This window comes from Pseudomonas sp. JDS08PS003, assembly GCF_045013505.1.
In the GTDB taxonomy this organism is placed as follows: Bacteria; Pseudomonadota; Gammaproteobacteria; order Pseudomonadales; family Pseudomonadaceae; genus Aquipseudomonas; species Aquipseudomonas protegens_B.
Genome location: NZ_CP120724.1, coordinates 1,231,744 through 1,256,686, shown reverse-complemented (window position 1 = coordinate 1,256,686; position 24,943 = coordinate 1,231,744). Strand labels below are relative to the sequence as shown.

The 24,943-nt window shown below is 61.2% G+C and carries 22 protein-coding genes; 12 read left to right on the top strand and 10 right to left on the bottom strand.

What is annotated here, in order from left to right:
* Positions 1-198 precede the first annotated feature (198 nt).
* From P7C00_RS05670 to P7C00_RS05655, 4 genes are all read left to right on the top strand, one after another.
* Positions 199-1,764: an MBOAT family protein gene (locus P7C00_RS05670; protein WP_346633545.1), complete on the top strand. Its 1,566-nt coding sequence runs from the start codon at positions 199-201 to the stop codon at positions 1,762-1,764.
* Between the two features lie 10 nt (positions 1,765-1,774).
* A complete protein-coding gene (locus P7C00_RS05665) occupies positions 1,775-2,950 on the top strand; it encodes an alginate O-acetyltransferase (RefSeq protein WP_404938273.1) in 1,176 nt (391 codons plus the stop codon).
* A gap of 15 nt (positions 2,951-2,965) precedes the next feature.
* Positions 2,966-3,634, top strand: coding sequence for an alginate O-acetyltransferase AlgF (locus P7C00_RS05660; RefSeq protein ID WP_404938272.1), 669 nt, complete (start codon positions 2,966-2,968; stop codon positions 3,632-3,634).
* 210 nt (positions 3,635-3,844) lie between these two features.
* Positions 3,845-5,296 carry a mannose-1-phosphate guanylyltransferase/mannose-6-phosphate isomerase gene (locus tag P7C00_RS05655; protein ID WP_346633548.1) on the top strand — a complete coding sequence of 484 codons (1,452 nt, stop codon included), beginning with the start codon at positions 3,845-3,847 and terminating at the stop codon, positions 5,294-5,296.
* 269 nt (positions 5,297-5,565) lie between these two features.
* Here P7C00_RS05655 and P7C00_RS05650 read toward each other — a convergent pair whose 3' ends face one another.
* The 5 genes from P7C00_RS05650 to P7C00_RS05630 all read right to left on the bottom strand — a co-directional run bounded on the left by P7C00_RS05650 (position 5,566) and on the right by P7C00_RS05630 (position 9,627).
* Entirely contained in the window at positions 5,566-5,736 is a 171-nt protein-coding gene (locus P7C00_RS05650; RefSeq protein ID WP_404938271.1) for a DUF3077 domain-containing protein, read from the bottom strand.
* Between the two features lie 115 nt (positions 5,737-5,851).
* Positions 5,852-6,454: a tetratricopeptide repeat protein gene (locus tag P7C00_RS05645; protein ID WP_346633550.1), complete on the bottom strand. Its 603-nt coding sequence runs from the start codon at positions 6,452-6,454 to the stop codon at positions 5,852-5,854.
* Between the two features lie 83 nt (positions 6,455-6,537).
* Positions 6,538-7,536 (bottom strand): hypothetical protein, encoded by a 999-nt coding sequence (locus P7C00_RS05640; RefSeq protein WP_404938270.1) that lies wholly within the window; start codon positions 7,534-7,536, stop codon positions 6,538-6,540.
* 532 nt (positions 7,537-8,068) lie between these two features.
* Positions 8,069-9,334, bottom strand: a complete 1,266-nt coding sequence (locus P7C00_RS05635) for a type II toxin-antitoxin system HipA family toxin (RefSeq protein WP_404938269.1) — start codon at positions 9,332-9,334, stop codon at positions 8,069-8,071.
* Complete coding sequence (locus P7C00_RS05630) at positions 9,331-9,627, bottom strand: helix-turn-helix domain-containing protein (RefSeq protein ID WP_072451362.1); 297 nt, start codon at positions 9,625-9,627, stop codon at positions 9,331-9,333. The genes P7C00_RS05635 and P7C00_RS05630 overlap by 4 nt, the downstream gene beginning before the upstream one ends.
* A 215-nt stretch (positions 9,628-9,842) precedes the next feature.
* On the opposite strand from P7C00_RS05630, the gene P7C00_RS05625 reads away from it, so the two are divergent.
* The 4 genes from P7C00_RS05625 (at position 9,843) to P7C00_RS05610 (ending at position 13,686) form a co-directional block, all read left to right on the top strand.
* Complete coding sequence (locus P7C00_RS05625) at positions 9,843-10,307, top strand: multidrug transporter (protein WP_346633553.1); 465 nt, start codon at positions 9,843-9,845, stop codon at positions 10,305-10,307.
* Between the two features lie 37 nt (positions 10,308-10,344).
* Positions 10,345-11,169: an SDR family oxidoreductase gene (locus P7C00_RS05620; RefSeq protein WP_404938268.1), complete on the top strand. Its 825-nt coding sequence runs from the start codon at positions 10,345-10,347 to the stop codon at positions 11,167-11,169.
* A gap of 187 nt (positions 11,170-11,356) precedes the next feature.
* Positions 11,357-12,388, top strand: a complete 1,032-nt coding sequence (locus P7C00_RS05615; protein WP_404938267.1) for a sel1 repeat family protein — start codon at positions 11,357-11,359, stop codon at positions 12,386-12,388.
* A gap of 272 nt (positions 12,389-12,660) precedes the next feature.
* Positions 12,661-13,686 (top strand): sel1 repeat family protein, encoded by a 1,026-nt coding sequence (locus tag P7C00_RS05610; RefSeq protein ID WP_404938266.1) that lies wholly within the window; start codon positions 12,661-12,663, stop codon positions 13,684-13,686.
* 213 nt (positions 13,687-13,899) lie between these two features.
* Here the strand turns inward: P7C00_RS05610 and P7C00_RS05605 are convergent, their stop codons facing one another.
* Genes P7C00_RS05605 through P7C00_RS05590 form a run of 4 tightly spaced genes read right to left on the bottom strand, consistent with a single transcriptional unit; the run spans position 13,900 to position 18,691 of the window.
* The gene (locus P7C00_RS05605) at positions 13,900-14,760 is read right to left on the bottom strand and encodes an HlyD family secretion protein (RefSeq protein WP_346633557.1); all 861 of its coding nucleotides are present in this window, start codon (positions 14,758-14,760) and stop codon (positions 13,900-13,902) included.
* A gap of 10 nt (positions 14,761-14,770) precedes the next feature.
* Entirely contained in the window at positions 14,771-14,971 is a 201-nt protein-coding gene (locus tag P7C00_RS05600) for a DUF1656 domain-containing protein (RefSeq protein WP_007930063.1), read from the bottom strand.
* The gene (locus P7C00_RS05595; RefSeq protein ID WP_346633558.1) at positions 14,961-17,168 is read right to left on the bottom strand and encodes an FUSC family protein; all 2,208 of its coding nucleotides are present in this window, start codon (positions 17,166-17,168) and stop codon (positions 14,961-14,963) included. Before P7C00_RS05595 ends, P7C00_RS05600 begins: the two co-directional genes overlap by 11 nt.
* A gap of 11 nt (positions 17,169-17,179) precedes the next feature.
* On the bottom strand, positions 17,180-18,691 hold the full coding sequence (locus P7C00_RS05590; protein WP_404938265.1) for an efflux transporter outer membrane subunit: 1,512 nt from the start codon (positions 18,689-18,691) through the stop codon (positions 17,180-17,182).
* Between the two features lie 265 nt (positions 18,692-18,956).
* Between P7C00_RS05590 and P7C00_RS05585 the strand changes: the two genes are divergently transcribed.
* A complete protein-coding gene (locus tag P7C00_RS05585; protein WP_404938264.1) occupies positions 18,957-19,925 on the top strand; it encodes a LysR family transcriptional regulator in 969 nt (322 codons plus the stop codon).
* Between the two features lie 195 nt (positions 19,926-20,120).
* Positions 20,121-21,095, top strand: a complete 975-nt coding sequence (locus tag P7C00_RS05580) for a 2-hydroxyacid dehydrogenase (RefSeq protein WP_404938263.1) — start codon at positions 20,121-20,123, stop codon at positions 21,093-21,095.
* Between the two features lie 140 nt (positions 21,096-21,235).
* Here P7C00_RS05580 and P7C00_RS05575 read toward each other — a convergent pair whose 3' ends face one another.
* Positions 21,236-22,135, bottom strand: a complete 900-nt coding sequence (locus tag P7C00_RS05575) for a DMT family transporter (RefSeq protein ID WP_404938262.1) — start codon at positions 22,133-22,135, stop codon at positions 21,236-21,238.
* A 154-nt stretch (positions 22,136-22,289) separates the two neighbouring features.
* Between P7C00_RS05575 and P7C00_RS05570 the strand changes: the two genes are divergently transcribed.
* The gene (locus P7C00_RS05570; RefSeq protein ID WP_346633737.1) at positions 22,290-23,165 is read left to right on the top strand and encodes a helix-turn-helix transcriptional regulator; all 876 of its coding nucleotides are present in this window, start codon (positions 22,290-22,292) and stop codon (positions 23,163-23,165) included.
* Positions 23,166-23,641: 476 nt separating this feature from the next.
* Positions 23,642-24,916 (top strand): OprD family porin, encoded by a 1,275-nt coding sequence (locus tag P7C00_RS05565; protein WP_404938261.1) that lies wholly within the window; start codon positions 23,642-23,644, stop codon positions 24,914-24,916.
* Positions 24,917-24,943: the final 27 nt, after the last annotated feature.

Genomic DNA, 24,943 nt, shown 5'->3' with positions numbered 1-24,943 from the left:
ATGGGAACAACCCACCGTAGGAGCTGGCTTGCCAGCGAAGGGGCCCTCAAGGACGTCTTCGCTCTCAAGACCGCCATCGCCGGCAAGCCGGCTCCTACAGAGGTCGCGCTACACGCAGTACCGCTTCCCCCGGTTTTTCACGGGGGGGTTTGGGGGGGCTCCGGCCTCTGACTATTGGTTAAACACGGAGAGATCGGGATGGTTTTTTCATCCAATGTGTTCCTGTTTCTGTTCTTGCCGATCTTTCTCGGCTTGTACTACTTGAGCGGGCAACGCTATCGCAACTTGCTGCTGCTGATCGCCAGTTATGTGTTCTATGCCTGGTGGCGGGTGGACTTCCTGGCGCTGTTCGCCGGCGTCACCCTGTGGAACTACTGGATCGGCCTGAAAGTCGGTGCGGCTGGGGTCCGGACCAAACCCGCCCAACGCTGGCTGCTGCTCGGCGTCGGCGTCGACCTGTGCATCCTCGGCTACTTCAAATACGCCAACTTCGGCGTGGACAGCATCAACGCGATCATGACCTCCTACGGTCTGGAACCGTTCATCCTGACCCACATCCTGTTGCCGATCGGGATCTCGTTCTACATCTTCGAGTCCATCAGTTACATCATCGACGTCTACCGGGGCGACACCCCGGCTACCCGCAACCTCATCGACTTCGCGGCGTTCGTGGCGATCTTCCCACACCTGATCGCCGGCCCGGTCCTGCGCTTTCGCGACCTGGCGGAGCAGTTCAACAACCGCACCCACACCCTGGACAAGTTCTCCGAAGGCTGCACCCGCTTCATGCAGGGCTTCATCAAGAAGGTGTTTATCGCCGACACCCTGGCGGTGGTCGCCGACCATTGCTTCGCCCTGCAAAACCCCACCACGGGCGATGCCTGGCTCGGCGCCCTGGCCTACACCGCGCAGCTGTACTTCGACTTCTCCGGCTACAGCGACATGGCCATCGGCTTGGGGTTGATGATGGGTTTTCGCTTCATGGAAAACTTCAAGCAGCCCTACATCAGCCAGTCGATCACCGAGTTCTGGCGGCGCTGGCACATCAGCCTGTCCACCTGGCTGCGCGACTACCTGTACATCACCCTGGGCGGCAACCGCAAAGGCACGCTGATGACTTACCGCAACCTGTTCCTGACCATGCTGCTCGGTGGCCTGTGGCACGGTGCGAACATCACCTACATCGTTTGGGGCGCCTGGCACGGCATGTGGCTGGCCATCGAAAAGGCCCTGGGCATCAACACCACCCCACGCAGCCTGAACCCGATCCGCTGGGCCCTGACCTTCCTCCTGGTGGTCATGGGCTGGGTGATCTTCCGTGCCGAAAACCTGCACGTGGCCGGGCGCATGTACGGCGCCATGTTCAGCTTTGGCGACTGGTCGCTGTCCGAACTCAACCGCGCCAGCCTCACCGGCCTGCAAGTGGCGACCCTGGTCCTGGCCTACGCCACCCTGGCGTTCTTCGGCCTGCGCGACCTCTACCGCAACCCGCCAGCGAACAAGGCCAAGCCTGAACCAGGCAGCGAAGCGGACGGCCCGGCCGGCGCACAACCGGGGCTGATCAAGGCCGTACCCGGCGACAACCCCGGCAGCATCCATCAACCGGGCTACACCGTGGGCACCGAGGCCCAGGTGCAACCGGCCTACTGGACCACCGACTGGTCGCGCTACGTGATGCGGGGCCTGGTGCTGCTGCTGTTCATCGCCTCGATTCTCAAACTCTCGGCGCAAAGCTTCTCGCCGTTCCTTTACTTCCAGTTCTGAGGGATCTGACATGACCCGCTCATTACGTCTGTTCTACATCGCCCTGTTCCTGCTGACCCTGACGGTCCTGGGCCTGTGGTCGGTGCGCAGCTTCTTCGGCTTCAGCACCAACGCCGAGGCCACGGTGCTCAACGGGCGCTGGACCAAAGCTGTGGAAACTCACTACGACGAAGAGTTTCCGATCAAGCGCCTGGGCACCAACCTCTGGGCCGCCCTGGACCTCAAGCTGTTCAACGAAGGCCGTCCGGGCGTGGTCCTGGGCCGTGACCAGTGGCTGTACAGCGATGAAGAGTTCAACCCGGTGGTCAACGAGGAGCTCAACCTGCAGGGCAACTACGCCCTGGTGGAAGGCGTGCGCCAGACCTTGAAGGCGCACGGGGTGAAACTGGTGATGGCGATCGTCCCGGCCAAGGTGCGCCTGTACCCGGAACACCTGGACGAGGTGCGCCCGGCGCGGATCCACGCCAACCTCTACCAGGACTTCCACGCCCGGGTCGCCGCCGACAAGATCCTCGCCCCCGACCTGCTGGGCCCCCTGCAACAGGCCAAGCAACAGGGCCAGCAAGTGTTCCTGCGCACCGACACCCACTGGACCCCCGCCGGCGCCGAGATCGTCGCCCGCCAACTGGCCCTGACCATCGCCGCCAAGACCCCGCTCAGCGGTCAGCCACAGCGCTTCGTCACCGAGACCCAAGAGACCGTGGAACATAAGGGCGACCTGCGCCGCTTCCTGCCCCTGGACCCGCTGTTCGAAAACCTGATGCCGGCCGAAGAGCCCCTGCAAAAGCGCGTGACCCGGGCCAGCGAAGAGCAGCCGGCCGCCGACGACGCGCTGTTTGCCGACCGCGAAGTACCGGTGACCCTGGTGGGCACCAGCTACAGCGCCAACCCCAGCTGGAACTTCGTCGGCGCCCTGAAACAGGCCCTGCACAGCGACGTGCTGAGCTACGCCGAAGACGGCCACGGCCCGATCCTGCCGATGCTCAGCTACCTGAAAAGCGACGACTTCAAGAACAACCCGCCCCAGGTGCTGATCTGGGAATTCCCTGAACGCTATCTGCCTGTGAACAACGAAATCGGCGACGCCGACCCGCAGTGGGTCGCAGAGCTCAAGCAAGCCGGTGCTCGCCAACAGAACGTAGCTGTACTCAACAAATCCGAGACGCCCGACCGGGCGCAAAACTGAAAAGAGGTAACACTCATGACTTTCACTACTACTCCTCGTCGTCTCGCTGCCAAATCCCTGAAAGCTGCCGTATTGGCCGCGGGCCTGGGCCTGCTATCAGCTCCGGTATTCGCCGGTGGCGACGCCGCCCTGTACGGCCCGACCGCGCCCAAAGGCTCGACCTTCGTGCGCCTGTACAACGCCAGCAACAGCGAAGTCAGCGCCACGGTTGGCAGCACCAACGTCAGCGACGTTGCGCCCCTGGCCAGCAGTGACTTCAGCTTCATGCCCGGTGGCGACTACAGCGCCAAAGTGGGCAGCCAGACCGTGCCGGTGAAACTCGCCGCCGACCACTATTACACCCTGGTCAACAACGCCAGCGGCCAGCCACAACTGATCGAAGAGCCGCCGTTCAAGAACAAGCAGAAGTCCCTGGTGCGGGTGCAGAACCTCAGCGACAAGGCCCTGACCCTGAAGACCGCCGACGGTAAGACCGACGTGGTCAAGGCCGTGGCCGCCAAAGGCCGCGGCGAGCGCGAAATCAACCCGGTGAAGGTCAGCTTCGCCCTGTACGACGGTGAGAAAAAAGTCAGCGACCTTAAGCCCGTGGCCCTGGAGCGCGGCGAAGCGGCGGTGCTCTACGTCACCGGCAACGGCAGCAGCCTGTCGCCGGTGTGGGTGAAACGCCCAGTGTCGACCCGCTAACGAATTTCCGGATGCACGCCGCGCCCCCTGTGTAGGAGCTGGCTTGCCAGCGAAGGCGTCCTCAAGCCCAGCACAAGGCTCAAAGGCCCCTTCGCCGGCAAGCCGGCTCCTACAATGGACAGGCAAGGCATCCGGGCACCAAACAAAAACAAGAGTGAAACGACAGAACGCAGTAGCTCTAACCCATACGATGTTTGAAGGAGTAACAACATGATTCCGGTGATCTTGTCAGGTGGTAGCGGCTCACGTCTTTGGCCGCTTTCGCGCAAGCAATTCCCCAAGCAATTCCTCGCCCTGACCGGCGAACACACGCTGTTCCAGCAAACCCTGGAGCGCCTGGTGTTCGAAGGCATGGACACCCCCATCGTGGTCTGTAACAAGGACCACCGCTTCATCGTCAACGAGCAGTTGGCAACGCGCAAACTCGAATCCCAGCGCATCCTCATGGAGCCCTTCGGCCGCAACACCGCGCCCGCCGTGGCCCTGACCGCGATGATGCTGGTCAACGAAGGCCGCGATGAACTGATGCTGGTGCTGCCCGCCGACCACGTCCTGGACGACCAGAAAGCCCTGCAACGGGCCCTGGCCCTGGCCACCGTGGCCGCCGAGCGTGGCGAGATGGTGCTGTTCGGCGTCCCGGCAACCAAACCGGAAACCGGCTACGGCTACATCAAGTCCAGCAACGACGCGCTGCTGCCGGAAGGCGTGAGCCGGGTCTCGCACTTCGTCGAGAAACCCGACGTCAAGCGCGCCACCGAATTCGTCGAGGCCGGCGGCTACTTCTGGAACAGCGGCATGTTCCTGTTCCGCGCCAGCCGCTTCCTCGAAGAGCTGAAGAAACACGACCCGGACATCTACGACACCTGCCTGCTGACCCTGGAACGCAGCCAGCAGGACGCGGACACCGTGACCATCGACGAAGCCACCTTCGCCTGCTGCCCGGACAACTCCATCGACTACGCGGTGATGGAAAAAACCCAGCGCGCCTGCGTGGTGCCCCTGAGCGCCGGTTGGAGCGACGTGGGTTGCTGGTCGTCGCTGTGGGACGTGCATGAAAAGGACGCCAACGGCAACGTCAGCAAAGGCGATGTAGTGATCCAGGACAGCCACAACTGCATGATCCACGGCAACGGCAAACTGGTGTCGGTGATCGGCCTGGACAACATCGTCGTGGTGGAAACCAAGGACGCCATGATGATCGCCCACAAGGACAAGGTCCAAGGGGTGAAACAGATGGTCAACACCCTCAACGAACAGGGCCGCAGCGAAACCCAGAACCACTGCGAAGTCTATCGCCCGTGGGGCTCCTACGACTCCGTGGACATGGGCGGCCGCTTCCAGGTCAAGCACATCTCGGTCAAGCCGGGGGCCTGCCTGTCGTTGCAGATGCACCACCACCGCGCCGAACACTGGATCGTGGTCAGCGGCACCGCCGAAGTCACCTGTGACGAGAACGTGTTCCTGCTCACCGAGAACCAGTCCACCTACATCCCGATTGCCTCGGTGCACCGCCTGCGCAACCCCGGGAAGATTCCGCTGGAGATCATCGAAGTGCAATCGGGCAGCTATTTGGGCGAAGACGACATCGAGCGCTTTGAAGATATCTACGGGCGCTCGACGCCGGTGGAACGTGGCGTCTCGGTGAAAACCATCGCTCAGTAACAGCGGCGAGTTTCAAGCGGCAAGCTGCGAGTAGATGCAGCCGTAAGCTTCAAGCGGCAAGCTGCAAGTAAAAGCAGGGAGTCGTTGGCAGCAAGACCTTTGTGCTCCCCCTTTCCAGGCGCCTGCGTCCCCTATCCGCAGGCGCTTGGACAGGGGGATTTTTTTTGGAAGCAGGGGCAAGGGGCGAGCTTCAAGCGGCAAGAAAAAGCACTACCCCCCCTCCCACAAAGACGTAGCGCCCTTTCGACGTCCTGATCAAGAAGCAACGATCAGGCCTGCAATACCTCATCCTTCATCCCCAATCCCACATCATCGATCAGCGCCTTGCCCATCTCCGCCAGGAAAGTTGCTGAAAATAGCCATGTGCGTGAGCTGCGGTTCTTGCCGTCGCTGCAAGTCTTCCGCGCTTGTTGCTCGCAATAGAATGACGGAACCGACAACGTAAGAAACCTGTTGATTTTGCAGCATGCATTACAAAAAAGGGGGCAGATTTATCTCGATGCCCCCTGCCTTTCCAGGTAGGGGGCAGTTCAACTATTGACTATAAAATACGGCCTATTGACTCGGTACTTTTTGCGATTCGATCTTTTTATACTTCTCTGCAATCTGCTCTATTTTTTTCTCATCTTGTGTTGAAGACACCTCAACATAGTAATCCCAATGCTTTAACAGCTCTATACTTTGCGCATCACCCAAATGAGCAGCATTTTGATTATATATTTTTGCTTTTTTGAAATCTTGCGGAACTTCATTACCCATAGCGTAGATAACGCTCAAGTTATTGTAGGCTATAATCGACCCAACCTCGCCAGCTCTTTCATACAAGGCGATTGCTTTATCAATATCTTTTTTTGTTCCTAAACCACGCTGATAGAGAACGCCTAGATTTGTAAGCGCGTCTGGGTGGCGCGGATACAAACCAATCGCTTTTTCATAATAGAGCAGACTGGTTTTATAGTCTTTTTCCGACTCATCCAGCCTATCGTCGCTATAAATCCTGCCAAGAATATAGTTGAAGTGCGCGTTACCCATGCTGGAGAGCTTGAGCACATTGGAAAACTCTTCGCTGTCCTTAGGGTAATTGTTTATTTGCAGACCCGGCGGATAGTCCAATTTCTTAACAATTGCCGGGGGCAAGGTAAAAGCTGTATTTTTCATATGATTATCCGAGGCTGCCGGCATGGATAGAAGTAGCAACGATAAAGAGACAATGCTAGCGCAGCTGACGGGCGTTCGGCTCATCATGAATAAACCTCTTCAGCAGCGAATCTTGACCCGACCACATCAATCGAAAAGTCCTGCGAAATGAAACTCAAAAGATCATTACTTTCCTCAGGATCAAAAACCTTGAACAAAACATCTGTTATATCCGTGACCCGACCATCATTCCAGGTTACCGACGAATTTAATTCGTGGATGTTTCCGTGCTTATCTAAAATTGAATCCCTGGTAAAGGACAGATCAATATTTTTCAAGCCAATGTCGATCAATGAGTAAAGCTCACTTGCCTCCGAAACCCCGTTGCTATTGATGTCTTGCCAGATCTTCAGATCCGCCCACGCGCTATCATTCTTGTCGATAAACCCATCAAGATTGCTGTCTAGAGCAGCGAGTGCAATGAAACCATCTGCAGCCGTTCCACCGGTTGGCAAAGGCGTACGGTCTCCGAAAAGCTCTGTCCCATCATTTATGATGCCGTCATTATTTCTATCCATGACAAGAAACCCACTGTTTGTACCTGCCCACCCGGTATTAATAGGATGCGACTCTCCATCAAAGTCGAATTTGACACCGTGCTCAATTGGCAAGGTAGCTATACCGCTCCCATCCAAATCGATAAGGAGTGGGGTTTTAAGTTTTTCCGGAACTTTGCTTATTTCCTTGGCCACCCCATCCGGCGTTGTGGCCAGATCAATTTCTATACCCGCTTTTGAAAGCAGTTTCTCTACAAAATGGATGCAGTTATTGAACAAGAGATTGTAGTCCCCAGGGTCTATTGCACCGCTTGCATAGCCTCTAACCTGCGCCGTAAGAATATTCATCATATTCTCAAACTTCGGACTACCAGGAAGTTCAAATCGATGGGAACTTGTTTCCTTGTAAATCTCTCGATCATTGAGCGAAATATTGTCACGTGAGGTGTCGTATTTCTCACCTGGACTAAAACCTATAGAACCTCGATAGCCAGGCGTATCAATCTCTAAAAAAACATGCCCGGTCTTGGTCGTGTTATTACCCATGCTCGACCCCGCCTTCGCTGCATGTATGGTAAATGACGATCGATTTGAAAAATTCATTCCGGGTGTAGGATTTGAAGTTGTAGATAGCGTCTCTTCGTTTCTCACACTAATAAAGTGGTCTGGCATCGTGCAACCCTCTGATCAAATTTCCGTATATGGCTCTAGCGCGCTATTACTTTCACTAACGCATTCCAAGCGATCGTGGTTTTTCGCCTTGATCAAATACAGGACAAACGAGGAGGGTAAAAACTTATAGGGCATGCCCCTATAAAATATTACAAAACATTTCGCGAACATTAGTTTTGAATATCCCGCGACCAGGAATTAGCCAATCAAGTTCGCAGGTTTGCTGAAATACACCTGACTAGCCGATCCGCCCCCATGCGTGAGCTCAAACCTAAGGATGGCTCGAAAACAGCTGATGGAGATGGGCGAGTTGCGCGGAACACAGAGGCCCGGGTGAGTAAACCCTCAACACACTGGGTACAGGGGAGTTCCTAGCCAGGGGGGCTTTTTTCACCAGGTTTTATTCTTAAAGATGTTGGCGAACATCCTCTAGCGTCTCGAATATCTCCTTTCCATCGACGGCCGGAACATCCACTTCGCCAAACACCACTTCCCAGTTGCCCAGCGCCTCCAGCGTCTGATCAATGTAGTCATCCGGCTTGAGGAACTTGTAGTCCGCGCACAAGCGCCTGATCGCCTTCCTGGACGGGCGCCCCTGGCCGTCGAACGCGGTAGTGTGCTCGCCCATGCCGGTGGAGAAGGTCAGGTCATACGCGGGCGCGAGAAGCCACTGCCCGTCCTGGCCGCCCTGCCCCTCTTCGTAGAGGAAGGCGAAGTTCTTCGCATGATCGTCGTAGTTATGGGCCAGGCCGTTGAACACCATGAGCCGGGCCATTTTCTCCACTTCCTTGGCGCTCCTGGTCAGCGCGAATGTCAGCCTCAACAAGTCCTTGTAGTCCAGGCACGGAACTCTGAAGTCCGCATGCAGAATTCCGGCAGCGGTCATCATGTGGACTTTCTCGTTGTGCCTGCGATCAAAGCGCCGGCTGGCAAAGAAGCGCTCGTTCCATCCCTTTTCAGAGGGCACCGTTATCAGCTCGCAATGGGCCATTTCGACCCCCGCCGCGCGAGCCATGCGGGCGTAGGCATACTCAATCGCGCCCATGGACCAGGGCTCCTGCAGGGCCCTGAATTTTACGATCCAGTGCCCGTAGCCCTCCGGTAAGGGGTCGAAAGCCGAAACGACATGCGCCAGATCTTCCGAAAGGGCAACGGCGGCCTTGGGCCTTGCGCCACCTGGCGAGCCACCGGCAATCCGCAGTGCCTTCAGAACGTCAACCGTCTCCCCCACCTGTACCTGGACCGAAGCCTCGTACAGCAGTGAAAGGCTGATGGGCTCGCGCTCCACTTTTTCCGCCATGGGGTAGTACTCCAAGGCGCCCATCCCACGGTTGCCGATGTAGGCCAGCCGATCGAGTTGAGTCAGACCATTGGCGACCCGCGATCCATACTGCGCGGTGAAAAAACGCTTCATCAGCAGCAAGCCCCAGCCATCGGGAAGGGAGTCGGCGAAGGCCCCATGAATGCCCAGGAACAATTGGCTATCGGGTTGCTGCGGCTTCTCGTCGAAGGCCAGTTGCGGCGACAGATTGAAGCCCCGGCTCAACCAGTCCTTGGCATAAGTGAAGTAGCAGCCCTGGCGATTCCAGCTCAGTACTCCCACCTGCCGGCCGTGCATGAAGACACCCAGTTCCTCGATCGGCTTGTACTTCTTGACGCCTGGCTCGGTCATCGGGTGCCCCTCTGGCGTTTGGAGTTTTGCAGCTCAAACAGCGTGTTTGGCGAAGGTGGCTTGAACAACTTGAGCAGCGGATCGAGTTCATCCAACGCCGCCGCAATCAGCACCATCGACTCGAGGGAAATGGCTCCCTGCAGCTCGAAACGCTTGATGGTCGACGCCGGCACCCCGGATTTCTCAGCCAGGGTTTTGCGCGACAGGTTTTTTGACAACCTGAGGGCCTGCGCGTTTTTTCCGATCTCGGCCGTAATCTCGGACGGTGTGTACATAAAACGGGTAAGCGACATAAGAATGCGTCTGCCTCCGACCGGCTGATAAATTATTCAAACTATGGACAATATAAGATCCATTATAGGCAAAGAAAGCCAATAAGAGACCTTATGTTATCCACAAAAAATCAACCTTCATCGTCTTGAGTAATAATTTGTCCTAGCCCTACTCCATCGCCAAGCCCACCTACGCTTAGGTAGGATGTCCCCTCCTTTTCCCCGAGGCTCGCGTCATGTTCATCGGCGTTCTGCTGGTCATCACCTGGCTGATCCTGCTTCTGCGCTACCCCGCCAAAGCCCTTCCCGTGTCCCTCGCTGCTGCTTTCGGCCTGGCCCTGGTGGCCTGCTGGGTGGTCTGGCTGGACAACCGCGAAGCCCAGCAACTGGCGCGCCTGGAGCTGCGCCTGACCTACGCGCCGGAACACTGCCCCGCCGACCGCCCACTGCAGGTCAAGCTCAACAACGGTAACAAGGTGCCCCTGGTCGAACTGCGCTGGCGGGTCGCTGCCTACGCCCCGGGGGATACGGTCAACCTCGCCGACAACCAGTACAGCGCCCCGCGCTACCGTGGCCCCGGCGAGTTGCAGGCCGGAGCCAGCTGGGAAGACTGCCTGCCGCTGCCACCGCTGCGCCCGGGCTATCGCCCGCAAACCCTGGAGTTTCGCGCCGAGCGTTTACAGGGTAGTTTCTCCGACTGATTCGCCCCGCCCCTCACCCCAGCACAAGGACCGCGCCATGCCCGTAGCGTTGATCACCGGTTGTTCCAGCGGCATCGGCCGCGCCCTGGCAGACACCTTCAAGAACGCCGGTTTCACCGTGCTCGCCACCGCTCGCAAAGCCGAGGACGTGAACACCCTGCAAGCCGCCGGTTTCAAGGCCGTGCAACTGGACGTGAATGACGGCCTGGCCCTTAGCGCCCTGGGCGAGGAGATCAACCAGCAATACGGCGGCCTCGATGTGCTGATCAACAACGCCGGCTACGGCGCCATGGGCCCGCTGCTGGATGGCGGCGTGCAAGCCATGCAACGCCAGTTCGAAACCAATGTGTTCTCGGTGGTCGGGGTGACCCGGGCGATGTTCCCGGTACTGCGCCGCAGCCGCGGCCTGGTGGTGAATATCGGCAGTGTGTCCGGGGTGCTGGTGACGCCGTTTGCCGGCGCCTACTGCGCCTCGAAAGCCGCGGTGCATGCCTTGAGCGACGCCCTGCGCATGGAGCTGTCGCCGTTCGGCATCCGGGTCATGGAAGTGCAGCCCGGGGCCATTGCTTCCAGTTTTGCCAAGAACGCCGGGCATGAAGCCGAACAGTTGCTCAACGAACAGTCGCCCTGGTGGCCGCTGCGCGAAGGCATCCGCTCCCGGGCCAAGGCCTCCCAGGACAAGCCGACCCCGGCCAGCGAATTTGCCGCGGGCTTGCTCAAGGCGGTGCAGCAGGACAATCCGCCGCGCCTGGTGCGCCTGGGCAATGGCAGCCGCGCCTTGCCGTTGCTGGCCAATCTGCTGCCCAAGGGTCTGCTGGAGAAGGGCTTGATGAAGCGTTTTGGATTGAGCGCCAAGCTCTGATCCCCACGCATGCAAGCCAGCTACCACGTTTTTCGGGTGTGCTGCGTGCCTCCCGTAGGAGCCGCCTAGCCGGCGAAGAGGCCCACAAGTCGGGTGCAAACCTTGCGGCCACCTTCGCTGGCAGGCCAGCGCCTACAGCGGTGGCGCGGCACACCTTTGTTCATTCGCCGATTAGGGATCTGCCCCATTGAAATGTCGTCATGCGCTGCCGTTGACCCTGTTCGCTTTGCTACTGGGCTGCAATGCCTCGTCACCGGACGAAAAACTCAATGCCTCCCTGCCGGACTTGAGCCTCGAACAGATCCTGCCCAAGGTCGAGGCCAACCCCTACTGCACGCCGGAGATGGACAGCGAACGGCTGGTCGGCCTGGGCATCCGACTGTTCAATGAGGACGAGGTGCTGCATGGCTCAAGCCGTACCCTGCTGGCGAGCAAGGCAATCCAAATGGCCCGCAGTTGCCTGATCATGGCCGCCCCCCGCGCCACCGGCAGCCTGTGCATCCTGGGCGGGATTGTCGGCTCCAGGCAAAAGGACTATGACAAAAGCGAAGCCTTCAACTACATCGCCTACGCCGCCAAGCAGAATGAATCCTGCGCGGAAGCTGGCCTGTACGACATCTATAACGTCGGCAAGCTGGACCAGCCCCCGAACAAGGAATTGGCCATGGGCTGGCTGGAACGCGCCGCTCGGCACGGCGACCAGGACTCGCAACAGGAGATGGTGCGCTGGAACAGCGAACAGAATAATTTCCCGCAGGCCTATGCCTGGGCCCGAACCCTGGATGACGCCCAAACGCTCGAAGCGGTGAAACGCAAGATGAGCCCTCAGCAGATGGCCGAAGGCGAGCAGCACTACACCCGGCTGCTCAGCCAACTCACCCCCAAAAAGGATATTGAGCAGGCGCTGCGCCAGGACGTCATTGTCCTGGGCACAGGGGATCTGTACTACAGCAACCCGGAGGTGTTCGAGGGCATGTCCGCTGAGCAACGGCATGCTTTCGTCGCCCAGTTGGTGGACATGCAGGACCTCTACCCGAAGTTCCACACGCGCGGTCAACTGGTGGCCTACGCCTTGATTTCCCGCCTTGTGCAAAGCGCCGGCCCGGCCGTGGACCTGTGGCAAGACCCAGGGCTGCAGGCCTTGCTGGAGGACGATGACCTGAGCGTGGAAGACACCGTAGCCAAGGCCAAAATCATTCTGGCCAAGCGCAAGCCATAACGGGAGCGGCGGCGCTAACGCTGTTGAAGCCGTCGCCGAGGTGTCACCCGCTCAAGGCCTCAGGGCCCCTTGCCGCGGTCAACCAGATGCCGCGGTTTGGGTTGTACGCCCTCTCAATCCCAGTAGAATGCGCGACCTTGAGCCCTTAGGGCTCATGCAGCATGGAATCGCTGGTGTCGACACCCAAGCACGGAATGGCTAACGCTCGTCCTTCTCCCGTCCCAGCCTGATTTCATGCGCGCCTTTTTCATTCGCCGATCAGGGAATATCCATTGAAATTGTTCAACGCGCTGCCACTGGCATTGGCTGTCTTGCTGGCGGCCTGCGCCTCCACGGCTCCGGAAAACACCGAACCGAAAGTCCCCGAACTCAATGACACCCTGCCCAAGCTGACGCTGGACAGCGTCTTGCCCAAGGTCAGCGCCAACGAGTACTGCAACCCGGCCATGGAGGCCGATCTGCTGTACGGCATCGGTTACAAGCTGAACGAGATCGAGGACTACAAGAACGCCAAGGGCTGCTTCGCCATGGCCGCGCCGCACTACACCCGGGCCTTCTGCTACCTGTCCACCACCACCGATCAGGAAACGGACAAACCCAAGGCCGAGCGCGACCGCGAGTCCTTCAACTACATCGCCTACTCCGCCTCGCAGAACGACTGGTGCGCCGAGTACGGCATGTACGCCACCTACTGGTTCGGCGACAAGGACATCCCCAAGGACCGGGACCTGGCCCTGCGCTGGCTGGAGCGCTCGGCGCTGCACGGCAACCCGGAACCACAGCAGAGCCTGGCCGACGCCGCCGAAGAGTCCGGCGATCTGGTGAAGGCCTACGCCTGGCTGAAGGTTATCGACAACACCGAAGACACCAGCCAGTTGGATGCCTTGAAAGGCAAGATGAGCCCTGAGCAGCTGGCCGCAGGCGAACAGCGCTTTGGCGAGCTGAAGGCGCGGGTGACCAGCAAGCAGGTGATGTATGACGAGGCGCGGGATGAGGAGGTGGCGATTTTCTCCGCCGAGATCCATTTCGATCTCCCCGACCTGTTCCAGGGCATGACCACAGCCGAGCGCCAGGCCTTTGTCAAAGCGGCCATCGCCAAGGCCCGGGACAGCGGCCAGTTCAAACTGCATTACGCGGTGACCCAGTACATCATCGTCTCGCGCCTGGCCCAGCAGCGTTACCCCGGTGTCGACGTGCTGCAGAACCCGAAGCTGGTGGCCGCGATCAACCACGTCAACGACGGCCTGGAAGCCACGGCGAAGAAGTCCCTGGCGATCATGCAGAAAAGCTACAAATAACCGCCCCCCGTAGGAGCCGGCTTGCCGGCGAAGAGGCCCTTGAGTCTTGCATCGCCTGGGCCGGCGCCTTCGCTGGCAAGCCAGTTCCTACAGCTGTCAGATAGACCGCGCAGTTTCCCGTAGGAGCCGGCTTGCCGGCGAAGGGGCCCGCAAGCCTTGCACCGCCTGTGACGACGCCTTCGCTGGCAAGCCTGCGCCTACACAAGCCTGCGCCTACAGGGGTTCGGGGTTGACCACTACGGTGCAGGTGATGCCGGCGGCCAGCAGCACGCCCTCCGGCACTTGGTCAATGTGGATGCGCACCGGCACGCGCTGGGCCAGGCGCACCCAGTTGAAGGTCGGATTGACGTCGGCGATCAGTTCGCGGCTTTCCGGGTTGTCGCGGTCATAGATGCCGCGGGAAATACTTTCCACGTGGCCCTTGAGCACTTCGCCGCTCATCAGTTGCATGTCGGCTTTATCCCCCACGCGCACGTGGGGCAGCTTGGTTTCTTCGAAGAAGCCGTAGACCCAGAACGAGTTCATGTCGACCACCGCCATCTTCGGCTCGCCAATGCGCGCGTAGTCGCCACGGTGCACGTTGAGGTTGGTGACGTAGCCATCCACCGCCGCCCGCACCTGGGTGCGTTTGAGGTTGAGTTCCGCCGCTTCCAGCTGGGCCTGGGCGTGCTGGTAGTCGGCCAGGGCCGAGTCGGCGATGTTGCCGGCGTCGTCGCGGTTTTCCTTGGAGATCACCAGGTTGTCCATGTCGGCGCGGCGCCGGGCGTTGACCTTGCGCATCTCCCAGGTGGCCTTCTTCGACGCCACCAGCGATTGCGCCTGCTTGACCGCGATCTGGTAGTGCTCGGGGTCGATCTGCATCAGCAGATCGCCCTTGCGCACCAGCTGGTTGTCCTTGACCGGCACGTCCACCACTTCGCCGGTGACGTCGGCGGCGACGTTGATGATGTCCGCGCGCACCCGGCCGTCACGGGTCCAGGGGGTGTACATGTAGTGCTCCCACAGGGTGCGGCCGATCCACAGGGCCAAGGCCAGCACGAGCAGGGTGGCGAGCAGGCTGAAAAACTTTTTCATTGCGGGGGTCTCAACGGTAGACAGTGAGCGCCATGGCGCCGAACAGACAGCAGAACAGGCTCAGGCGCAGCAGCGCCGGGTGCCAGAAGAAGCGATACAGGTCATAGCCGGAAATGAACCGGTCCAGGGCCCAGGCCAGGGCCGCGGCGATGAAGAACATCAGGGTCATGGTGGGCATGTAAACGCCGTGGAAGGCGATTTCACGAGGCATGGTCAAGTCCTTGGGGTGCAGGCGCCGCCGGCTTGGCCACGGCATAGGCCGCCAGCGGCGATTGCGGGTCGAGCAGTGAAGTGCGGATGAAGTGCAGGTAGCTCTTGACCCGGCGCAGGGCCGAGGTGTCGAAGTGCGGGGCAAAGGGTTCGTCGGTGGCCTGGACCCGGCTGATGGCGTGGTCCACGGCGATCAGCCCGCGTTCCAGGTTGCTCTGGCTGGGCTGCAGGAACAGCCGCACCAGGGAGCGGCCCATGACCCGGATCGCCTGGCGCCAGGGCTGGGATTCGGCATAGGCCGGGTGCACCGGGAGGATCGCCTGTTCCTTGCGCAGCTCGATGATGGCGTGGCCGACTTCCAGCACCACGAACATCCAGCGCAGCAGTTCGCTCTGCACCTTGGGCTGGCCCACCGCCAGGCCATAGGCCTGGTGCAGCAGGTCGCGGGTGCGGCTTTCGAAACTGGAGGCCAGGCCCTTGAGCTTGCCGCTGATGGCGTACACCACCTGGCCGCGCAGGTCCTGCTCCAGGCGCCGCCACAGCCAGCGGCTGTTGGGCGGCAGGATGATCGCCCCGGCCGCGGCGCAGACCAGCATGCCCATGACCATGGCGATGTAGTCGTTGATGAAGGTGTAGGGGTTGTAGACGGTCAGGTTGTCCGGCACCGAACCGGTGCTGAAGAAGATCAGCAAGCCCAGGCCGACCCCGGCGTACTTGGGCCTGGACGCAAGGAACGAACCGAGCACGATCACCGGCGCCAGCATCAGGCACAGCAACGGGAAGCCGTCGATCCAGGGGAACACGAAGAACATTTCGACGAAGCCCACCAGGGCGCCGATAAAGGTCCCGCAGGCCATCTGGAACGCCATGCGCTTGGGGTTCGGCGTGGCCGCCGAGAGGCCGATGGTGGCGGCGGCGATCAGGGTCATGGTGGCGCCGCTGGGCCAGGCGGTGGCCACCCAGTAGCTGCCCAGTACCACCAACACAAAGGCCGCGCGGATGCCCGAGGCGGCGCAGGCCAGCCAGTTGGTCTGCGGCGTGTAGGGCTCGTCCCAGCGCTCGCGCTCGTGGCTGTGGTCGGCCAGGGACGCATGAGTCTGGGCATAGCTGTGCATTTCGTCGACGAAGCGATAAAGCAGTTCGTAGGCGGTGTGGAAATCCAGCTGCTCGGCGTCGCTTGGGCCGCTCTCCTGGAAAGCGGCCCGCAGGCTGCGCACCCGCGCCGGCAGCTCAGCCTTGTAGGCCGCCAGGGCCGTGACCAGGCGCGCGGCGTCGGGGCTGGTCAGGGCCCGGCCGGAGAAGCCGTCCAGCAGCTCCGCCAAGTCCTGCAGGCCGGGCTTGATCGCCGCCACTACATGGTCGGCGCCGCTGCTGCGCAGGCGTTCGAGCAACTGGTGCAGGGCGTTGAAGCGCGTGGTGATGCCCATGAACTCGCTGTTCAGGCGGCTCAGGCGGCCGTTGCGCCGACGCATGTGCGGGTCTTCGAACACGGTGACGCTGCGCAGCCCTTCCAGGCCCACGGCCTCGGCGATGAAACGCACGTTGCTGGTTTCGAAGCTGTCGCGCTGGCTGCGCCCGCGCAGGCCGTCGGTGACGAACAGGGCGAACACGCCGAAGCGCTGGTACAGAGCGTTGCGCATGGCGGCGCTGGCGGTCTGCGGCAGGATCGCGGCACTGACCAGGGTCGAGCAAAGAATCCCCAGAGAGATCTCCAGCACCCGCCACACCGCCGCCATGAAGGCGCCTTCCGGATGGGCCAGGGCCGGCAAGCCGACCATCGCCGCGGTGTAGCCGGCGAGGACGAAACCGTAGGCGCGAAAGTTGCGATAACGCGCGGCACCGGCCGAGCAGATGCCGACCCAGATCGCCAGGGAACCCAGGAACAGCTCGGTGTTCTGGGCGAACAGGGCGATCAGCGCCACCATCACCGCCGAGCCGGTCAGGGTGCCGAGAAAGCGGTAGAAGCTCTTGGCGAACACCTGTCCGCTCTGCGGCTGCATGACGATGAACACGGTGATCATCGCCGTGCGCGGTTGCGGCAACTCCAGACGCATGGCCAGCCACAGGGTGAGGAACGCGGCGGCCAGGACCTTGAAGATATAAACCCAGGTCACGCCGTCGCTGCGCGCCCAGTCGAAGAAACCCCGGCGCCATTCTAGGGAGTACAGCCAGCGCAAAGGGGCGGGCAAGGAAGTCATGGGGGCCTGCTTCAGTGGTCAAAGACGGCCAGGGCCGCCGGGGTCTTGGGCGCTTGAGTCTGGCTTTCTGACGGGACGTCGCGTCCAGCCTCCAGGCCGCCGCCCAGGGCCGTCACCAGATCCGCCTGAGCGGTCAGGCGCGCGGCCTGCACCTGTTGCTGGATCTGCTGCTGGTGGAACAGCAGGCTCTGGGCGTTAAGCACATTGAGGTAGTCGGTCAAGCCACGCTGGAAGGCCACGGTGGCGATGTCGTAGGTCTTCTGCGCAGCAGCCACCGACTCGGCGGCGAAGGCCTGCTGCTTGTCCATGGACTCGCGGCGGATCAACTGGTCGGAGATGCTTTTCAGCGCGTCCACCAGGGTCTGGTTGTACTTGGCCACGGCCATGTCGTAGCCGGCGCTGGCCTCACCCAGCTCCGAGCGCAGGCGTCCGCCGTCGAAGATCGGCAGGCTGATGGCCGGGCCGACGTTGTAGTTGAGTTTCTTGCCGGTGAGGAACTCCAGGGCCCCGCCGCCAGTGGCCATGAAGCCGATGCTGCCCACCAGGTCGACGTTGGGGTAGAAGCCGGCGTGGGCCACATCGATGCCACGGGCCTGGGCCGCCACTTGCCAGCGGCTGGCGACCACGTCCGGGCGCTGGCCCAGCAGTTCGGCGGGCAGGGCCGACGGCAGTTTCAGCGCCGCGCCCAGGGATAGGCTTGGCCGCTGCAACTGCGCGCCCTCTCCCGGGCCCTTGCCGGCCAGGGCTGCCAGTTGGTTGCGGGTCAGGGCGATTTCTTCGTCCAGGGCGTCCAGTTGGCGATGGGTTTCCGGCAGCGGCGCCTCGGCCTGGCTGACTTCGAAATGGGTGCCGAGGCCGCCGTCCAGGCGCCGTTGCGCCAGTTCGAGAATCTGTTGCTGCTGCTTCAAGGTGGCCTGGACCACGTCGCGCTGGGCGAAATGCAGGGACAGCTGGATGTAGCTGCGCACCACGTTGTTCACCAGTTCCAGCTGGGCCTGGCGGGCTTCGGCCACGCTCATGTGGGCCAGGTCCACGGCGCGCTCGGTGCTGTTGCTTTCCCGGCCCCAGAGGTCCAGGACATAACTCAAGCCCAGGGCGGCGTTGTTGTCCCAGGTGGTGGTGTTGGCCAGGGCCCCGGGGCCGTAGAACTGATCGGTGGGCCAGTTGTGGCGCTTGAGGGTAGCGTCACCCTTGACCTGCAGCGACTCGGCCGACTCGGCGATACCGGCCAGGGCTTTTGCCTGACGCACCCGGGCAGCGGCCATGGCCAGGCTCGGACTGCCCTGCACGGCGAGAGTGATCCAGCGGTTCAGCTGCGGGTCGCCATAGGCCTGCCACCACTGGGCACTGGGCCAGTGGGCATCTTGCGCGGCGCTCCGGATCGCCTCGTCGGTGGCCAATGTATTAGCGGGAAGTGTCTTGCCTTGTGGGGCAATGCCTCCGGTTCCGATGCAGCCGCTGATTGCTAACGATAAAGCCCAAACACTGAGGGTCTTGAACCCTCTGCTGATGCGACGCGGCACTGCTGCGAATTCCTGAGATCGGGGGGGAATATTTCTCTCGTAGAAGTCGGCTGGCCGGCGCAGCGATACGCCTGCTACACCGCGTTGCGCGGATCGCCGAAAAACCGGCCCCTACGGATCGGCGCAATTCTAGGGGGCGGTCGGGGCGGCGATAAGCTGGGATTCCTGTGAATCTTTGTTACCGTAAACGCGATAATCCCTTGGTCGCCTATCCAAGCCCCCGTAACTTCGTGTCACAATTTGCCATCTCCCCTGAGAGCACCCCATGGACACTTTGCAAAACATGCGCGCCTTCAGTTGCGTCGCCGAAGCCGGTAGTTTCACCGCCGCTGCAGTGCAACTGGACACCACCACGGCCAACGTCTCGCGCGCAGTCTCCAATCTTGAGGCTCACCTGCAAACCCGCCTGCTCAACCGCACCACCCGCCGTATCGCCCTGACCGAAGCCGGCAAGCGCTACCTGCTGCGCTGCGAGCAGATCCTGGCCTACGTCGAAGAAGCCGAGGCCGAAGCCAGCGACGCCCACGCCCGCCCCGCCGGCCAACTGAAAGTGCACACCATGACCGGCATCGGCCAGCACTTCGTGATCGATGCCATCGCCCGCTACCGCAAGACCCACCCGGACGTGACCTTCGACCTGACCATGGCCAATCGCGTGCCGGACCTCCTGGACGAGGGCTACGACGTGTCCATCGTCCTGGCCAGCGAGCTGCCGGACTCGGGGTTCGTCTCCCAGCGCCTGGGGATTACCTACAGCATCGTCTGCGCGTCCCCGGCCTACGTGAAAGCCAACGGCTGCGCGCACAAGCCCAGCGACCTGCTCAACCATGCCTGCCTGCGCCTGGTGAGCCCGGTGATTCCCCTGGAGAAATGGACCTTCGACGGTCCCGAGGGCCAGGAGATGGTGACCATCAACAGCTCACCGTTCCTGGTGAACTCTGCCGACGCCATGAAGACCGCGATCATCAGCGGCATGGGGGTTGGCGTACTGCCGGTGTACGCCGCCATCGAAGGCCTGCGCAACGGCACCCTGGTACGGGTCATGCCCAAGTACCGCTCCCAGGAACTGAACCTGTACGCCATCTACCCGTCGCGCCAGTACCTGGACGCCAAGATCAAGACCTGGGTCGAATACCTGCGCGGTTCCCTGCCGGAGATCCTCGCCGCGCACCAGGCGGAACTGGCGGCCTATGAACCGAGTGGCAGCCTGAGCGGTGCCCGCCTGGCCAATTGACCGCCGGGGCGTCCACCCACCCCGTAGGAGCCGGCTTGCCGGCGAAGAGGCCCGCACGTCCTGCGCAAACCTGGATGCCGCCTTCGCTGGCAAGCCAGCTCCTACACACGCAGGCCCGTGGCGGGGTGCTTTGGTAGCGGCGGCAAAAATGTTAGCTTGCTTGGCATTCTCTCCCGCCTGACGAGTCTTCCCGCGATGAAAAAGACTGTACTTGCCTTCAGCCGCATCACCCCCGAGATGACCGAACGCCTGCAACAGGACTTCGAGGTCATAGTGCCCAACCCCAAGCTCGGGGACATCGCCGCGCAGTTCAATGAAGCCCTGCCCCAGGCCCACGGTCTGATCGGTGTCGGCCGCAAGCTGGGCCGCGCGCAGCTGGAAAATGCCGCGCGGCTGGAAGTGGTGTCGAGCATCTCGGTGGGCTACGACAACTATGACCTGGGCTACTTCAACGAACGCGGGCTGATGCTCACCAACACCCCGGACGTGCTCACCGAAAGCACCGCCGACCTGGCCTTCGCCCTGCTCATGAGCAGCGCCCGCCGGGTGGCCGAGCTGGACGCCTGGACCAAGGCCGGGCAATGGCAGGCCAGCGTCGGCCCGGCATTGTTCGGCGGCGATGTGCACGGCAAGACCTTGGGCATCGTCGGCATGGGCAATATCGGCGCGGCCATAGCACGGCGTGGCCGCCTGGGCTTCGGCATGCCGATCCTCTACAGCGGCAACAACCGCAAGACCGCCCTGGAACAGGAGCTGGGGGCGCAATTTCGCAGCCTGGAGCAGCTGCTGGCGGAGGCTGACTTCGTCTGCCTCGTAGTGCCGTTGAGCGAGAAGACCCGGCACCTGATCAGCCATCGGGAACTGGCGCTGATGAAGCCCAGTGCGATCCTGGTGAACATTTCCCGGGGCCCGGTGGTGGATGAGCCGGCGCTGATCGAAGCCTTGCAGAAGGGCCAGATCCGTGGCGCCGGCCTGGATGTGTACGAGAAAGAGCCGCTGGCGGAGTCGCCGCTGTTCCAGCTGAAGAATGCGGTGACCTTGCCGCACATTGGCTCGGCCACCCATGAAACCCGCGACGCCATGGCCGAGCGCGCCATGAGCAACCTGCGCAGTGCCCTGCTGGGTGAACGGCCGCAAGACCTGGTCAACCCGCAAGTGTGGAAGGGCTGATCGGCTCACCTTGACGGCCTCTTCACTGGCAACGCCTCCCCCGTAGGAGCCGGCTTGCCGGCGAAGGGGCCCGCAAGTTCTGCGCAAACCTTGAAACCGCTTTCGCTGACAAGCCAGCTCCTACACAAGCCGGCGCCTGGTCAGGCGGTGGCTGCTTTGGCTGTCACCAACGGCTTGGGTTTGCGGAACACCAGGACGTTGCCCAGCATCACCAGCACCAGCCCCACCAGGGCCGGGGCGGTCCATTGGTAGCCTTCGGCAACGGCCGAGACGTTCAGCGCCACCACCGGGAACAGTACGGTGCAATAGGCCGCGCGCTCCGGGCCCATGCGCCCGACCAGGGTCAGGTAGGCGGTGAAGCCGATCACCGAACCCGGTATCACCAGGTACAGCAGCGAGCCGATATAGCGGGTGGTCCATTCCACGTCGAAGGCAATGCCCTGGGACAGGCAATACACCGCCAGCATCGTCGCGCCGTAGGCCATGCCCCAGGCATTGGTGGTCAGCGGCTTGAGTCCGGCTTTCTGCTGCAGGCTAGAGAGCATGTTGCCCGCCGAGAAGCACAAGGTGCCCAGCAGGGCCAGGCCCAGGCCCAGCAGGGTTTGCGGACTGGCGCTGTGGCCAGCCAGTTCTGGCCAGAACAGCAGCCCCAACCCCAGCAACCCCAGACCGCCGCCGAGCAATACGTTGCGGGCGATCTTCTGGCCGAAGAACACTCGCGCATTGAGGGCGTTCCACAAGGTCGCGGTGGAAAACACCACCGCCACCAGACCACTGGGAATCCACTGGCTGGCGTGCAAAAAGCACATGAAGTTGATGCAGAACAGGCACAGTCCCTGGGCCAGGCAGATCAGGTGGCCACGGCGGTTCATCGGCTGCAGCTTGCGGCTGAGCAACAGCAGGACGAACAGCACCAGGGCCGCCAGGGCAAAGCGATAGACGATGGACACCGGAATCGCCACCACCCCCAGTTGCAGTTTCAGGGCGATCCAGGTGGTGCCCCAGATCAGCACGGTCAACAGGTACAGCGATAGGTTCATGGCACGACTCCTCTATAAGGAGCACAGTTTCCAGCGCCGCCCCTGCCCGCGCTTGCACAAACTTGCGCTTTTTATCGGTGCCGGGCTGGCAGCACGGGTGCTACGGAGTAGGATGCGAAACACCGGCAACCGCACCCATGTTGACGTCACCACCATGCCCGCACTGGATACCCTGCAAGTCTTCCAAGCCCTCAACCGCTCGCCCAATGCTCGCCTGGAGCACAGCGCCGAGCTCGGTGACGGCTTGTCCGCAGCCTTGTGGAGCAACCATCACGACGCCCAGGAATATGAGGCGCCCAGCCACCACACCCTGTCCTGCTATCTGGCGGGTGGCACCGGCACCTTTCGCCGCGACCAGCCCGGCAGCAAGGGCGGCCCGGGCAAACTGTGCATCCTGCCCGCCGAGCACCAGTCGGCCTGGGTGATCAACGGCGATATCCGTCTGGCCCATCTGTATTTCAGCCCGGAGCAATTCGCCCTGGGCTGCGTCACCCTGCTGGACCGCGAGCCCCGGGAGCTGCAACTGCGGGAAAGCACCTTTCTCGACGACCCCGAGCAGACCCGGCGTTTTGCGCAGTTGATCCGCCTGAACTGGGACGAGCCCGGCGAGCGCCTGCTGACCAGCAGCCTGGCCCACGAGATGCTCAGCCATGCCCTGCTCCATCAAGTGGGCCCACGCCAGGGTGCCCGGCTCAAGGGCGGGCTGGCCGCGCACCAGCGGCGCCTGCTGGTGGACTACATCGACAGCCAGCTGGAAGCGCCCCTGAGCCTGGGCCAACTGGCGGGGTTGTGCGCCCTCTCCGAATACCACTTCGCCCGCATGTTCCGCGCAAGCTTCGGCCTGCCGCCCCACCAATATGTGCTGGCCCGACGCCTGAGCCGGGCCCGGCACCTGCTGCGCACCACTGCCCAGCCCCTGGGGGAGATTGCACTGGCCTGTGGTTTTGCCAGTGCCAGCCACTTCAACAATCGCTTCCGCCAGGCCCTGGGGGGAACACCGGGGGACTACCGCCTGGCGTTCCTGCGCTGAGCTTCGGATTACCCATACCCCTCCTCTGCATGCCACTGCTTACGCCAAAGCCCGCATCAGCACGCCTGAAAAAGTAAATTACTCAAATTCTTTACCTAAGCAGGAAAACTCTTACCAAACAATTAAGAAACTCCTACGCAGTTCTCCGCAAAAGAGCACTTTCAACAAGTACCTGTATGACAATCAAAAAAATAAACAGGTCATTATTTTACAACTTCAGTTATCACCCCATTCACAGAGCTGATGATTCTTGTTTAACACCAGGCCCAACTTAGTCTTTAGGCCTTGAATCCCAGGCACTACGCAAAAATTCAACAAGCAGCCGCAGGCTTTCACCCCAATCAACTTCAACCCCCAAAAAAGCAATACCCACAACTTCCACCCACCCCTCATAACATTTAAACAAAGCTGCAAAGACTCGACACATAAGCCCCAATCGACTTGTTCCTAAAACAACAAAAACAGAGAACGATGAAATGCCTTCAAGACACTTGCCACGACAATGGATCAATCGCTCCACTCTACTGTATGCCTCGGTGCTGGCCCTCCCAGTAAACGCCGAACTGCTTGACGACAGCAGCGCGCGCCTGGAGCTGCGCAACTACTACTTCAACCGGGACTATCGCGAAGGCACCGCGCCCACCCGTGAAGAATGGGCACAAGGTTTCCTCTTGCGCCTGGATTCGGGGTTTACCGAGGGCAGCCTGGGTGTGGGTGCCGACGCCATCGGCATGCTCGGCATCAAGCTGGATTCCGCGCCCGGCCGAACCGGCACCGGGCTGCTGAAGGTGGCACGCGATGGCCGGGCAGAGGATGACTATTCGAAACTGGCCCTGGCCGGGAAGCTCAAGGCCAGCAAGACCCTGTTCAAGCTCGGCGCGCTGGTGCCGCCGGTACTGCCGACGCTGAAACCCAATGACGGCCGCCTGTTTCCGCAGTTTTTTGAAGGCGGGCTGCTGACGTCGAATGAAATCGATGACCTGGAGTTTACCGCCGGACGCCTGAGCCGGGTCATGCAGCGCAACGCCACGCAGTACACGCCGCTGACCTTGAGCCCCTTGAACCGACGCTTTCAGGGCCAGGGTGCGACGGCGGAACACTTCGACATGGCGGGCGTCGACTACCGATTCCACAAGCAATGGCTGGCTCGCTTGCATGTCGCCCAACTGGAGGACATCTACCGCCAGCAGGTTTTCACCCTGGTCAACAAGAGCCCCTGGGGAGCGGGAACGTTCAGCAGCGATCTGCGCTTGAGCCTGATGAACGACTACGGCAATGCCAAAGGCGGCAAGATCGACAACCGCGCCCTGCAGGGGTTGCTCGGCTATGCCTATAAAGGCCACAGCCTTGGCCTGGCTTATCAGCGAATGTTGGGAGACACCGGTTATGCCAACATCCTGGGTGCCGATGCCAACTTGATCAACTTATCGGTACTGGGCGACTTCGCCAATGCCAAGGAACGTTCCTGGGCACTTCGTTATGGCTATGACTTCGCCAGCCTGGGCTTGCCGGGCCTGAGTTTCAACAGCCGTTATATATCCGGCAGCCATGCCGAGATCACCGGCAGCCGAACCATTGGCAAGTCATGGGAGTTGGATAACGAACTGCGTTACGTCGTGCAACAAGGTCCACTAAAGAATTTAAGTGTGCGCCTGCGCAGTGCGCTCTATCGCTCCAACTATGCCAAAAACTTCATCCGCGATACCGATGATACGCGACTGATGTTCAATTACGCCTGGAACATCAAGTAATCCAACAAGCAGAACCGATGTAGCGGA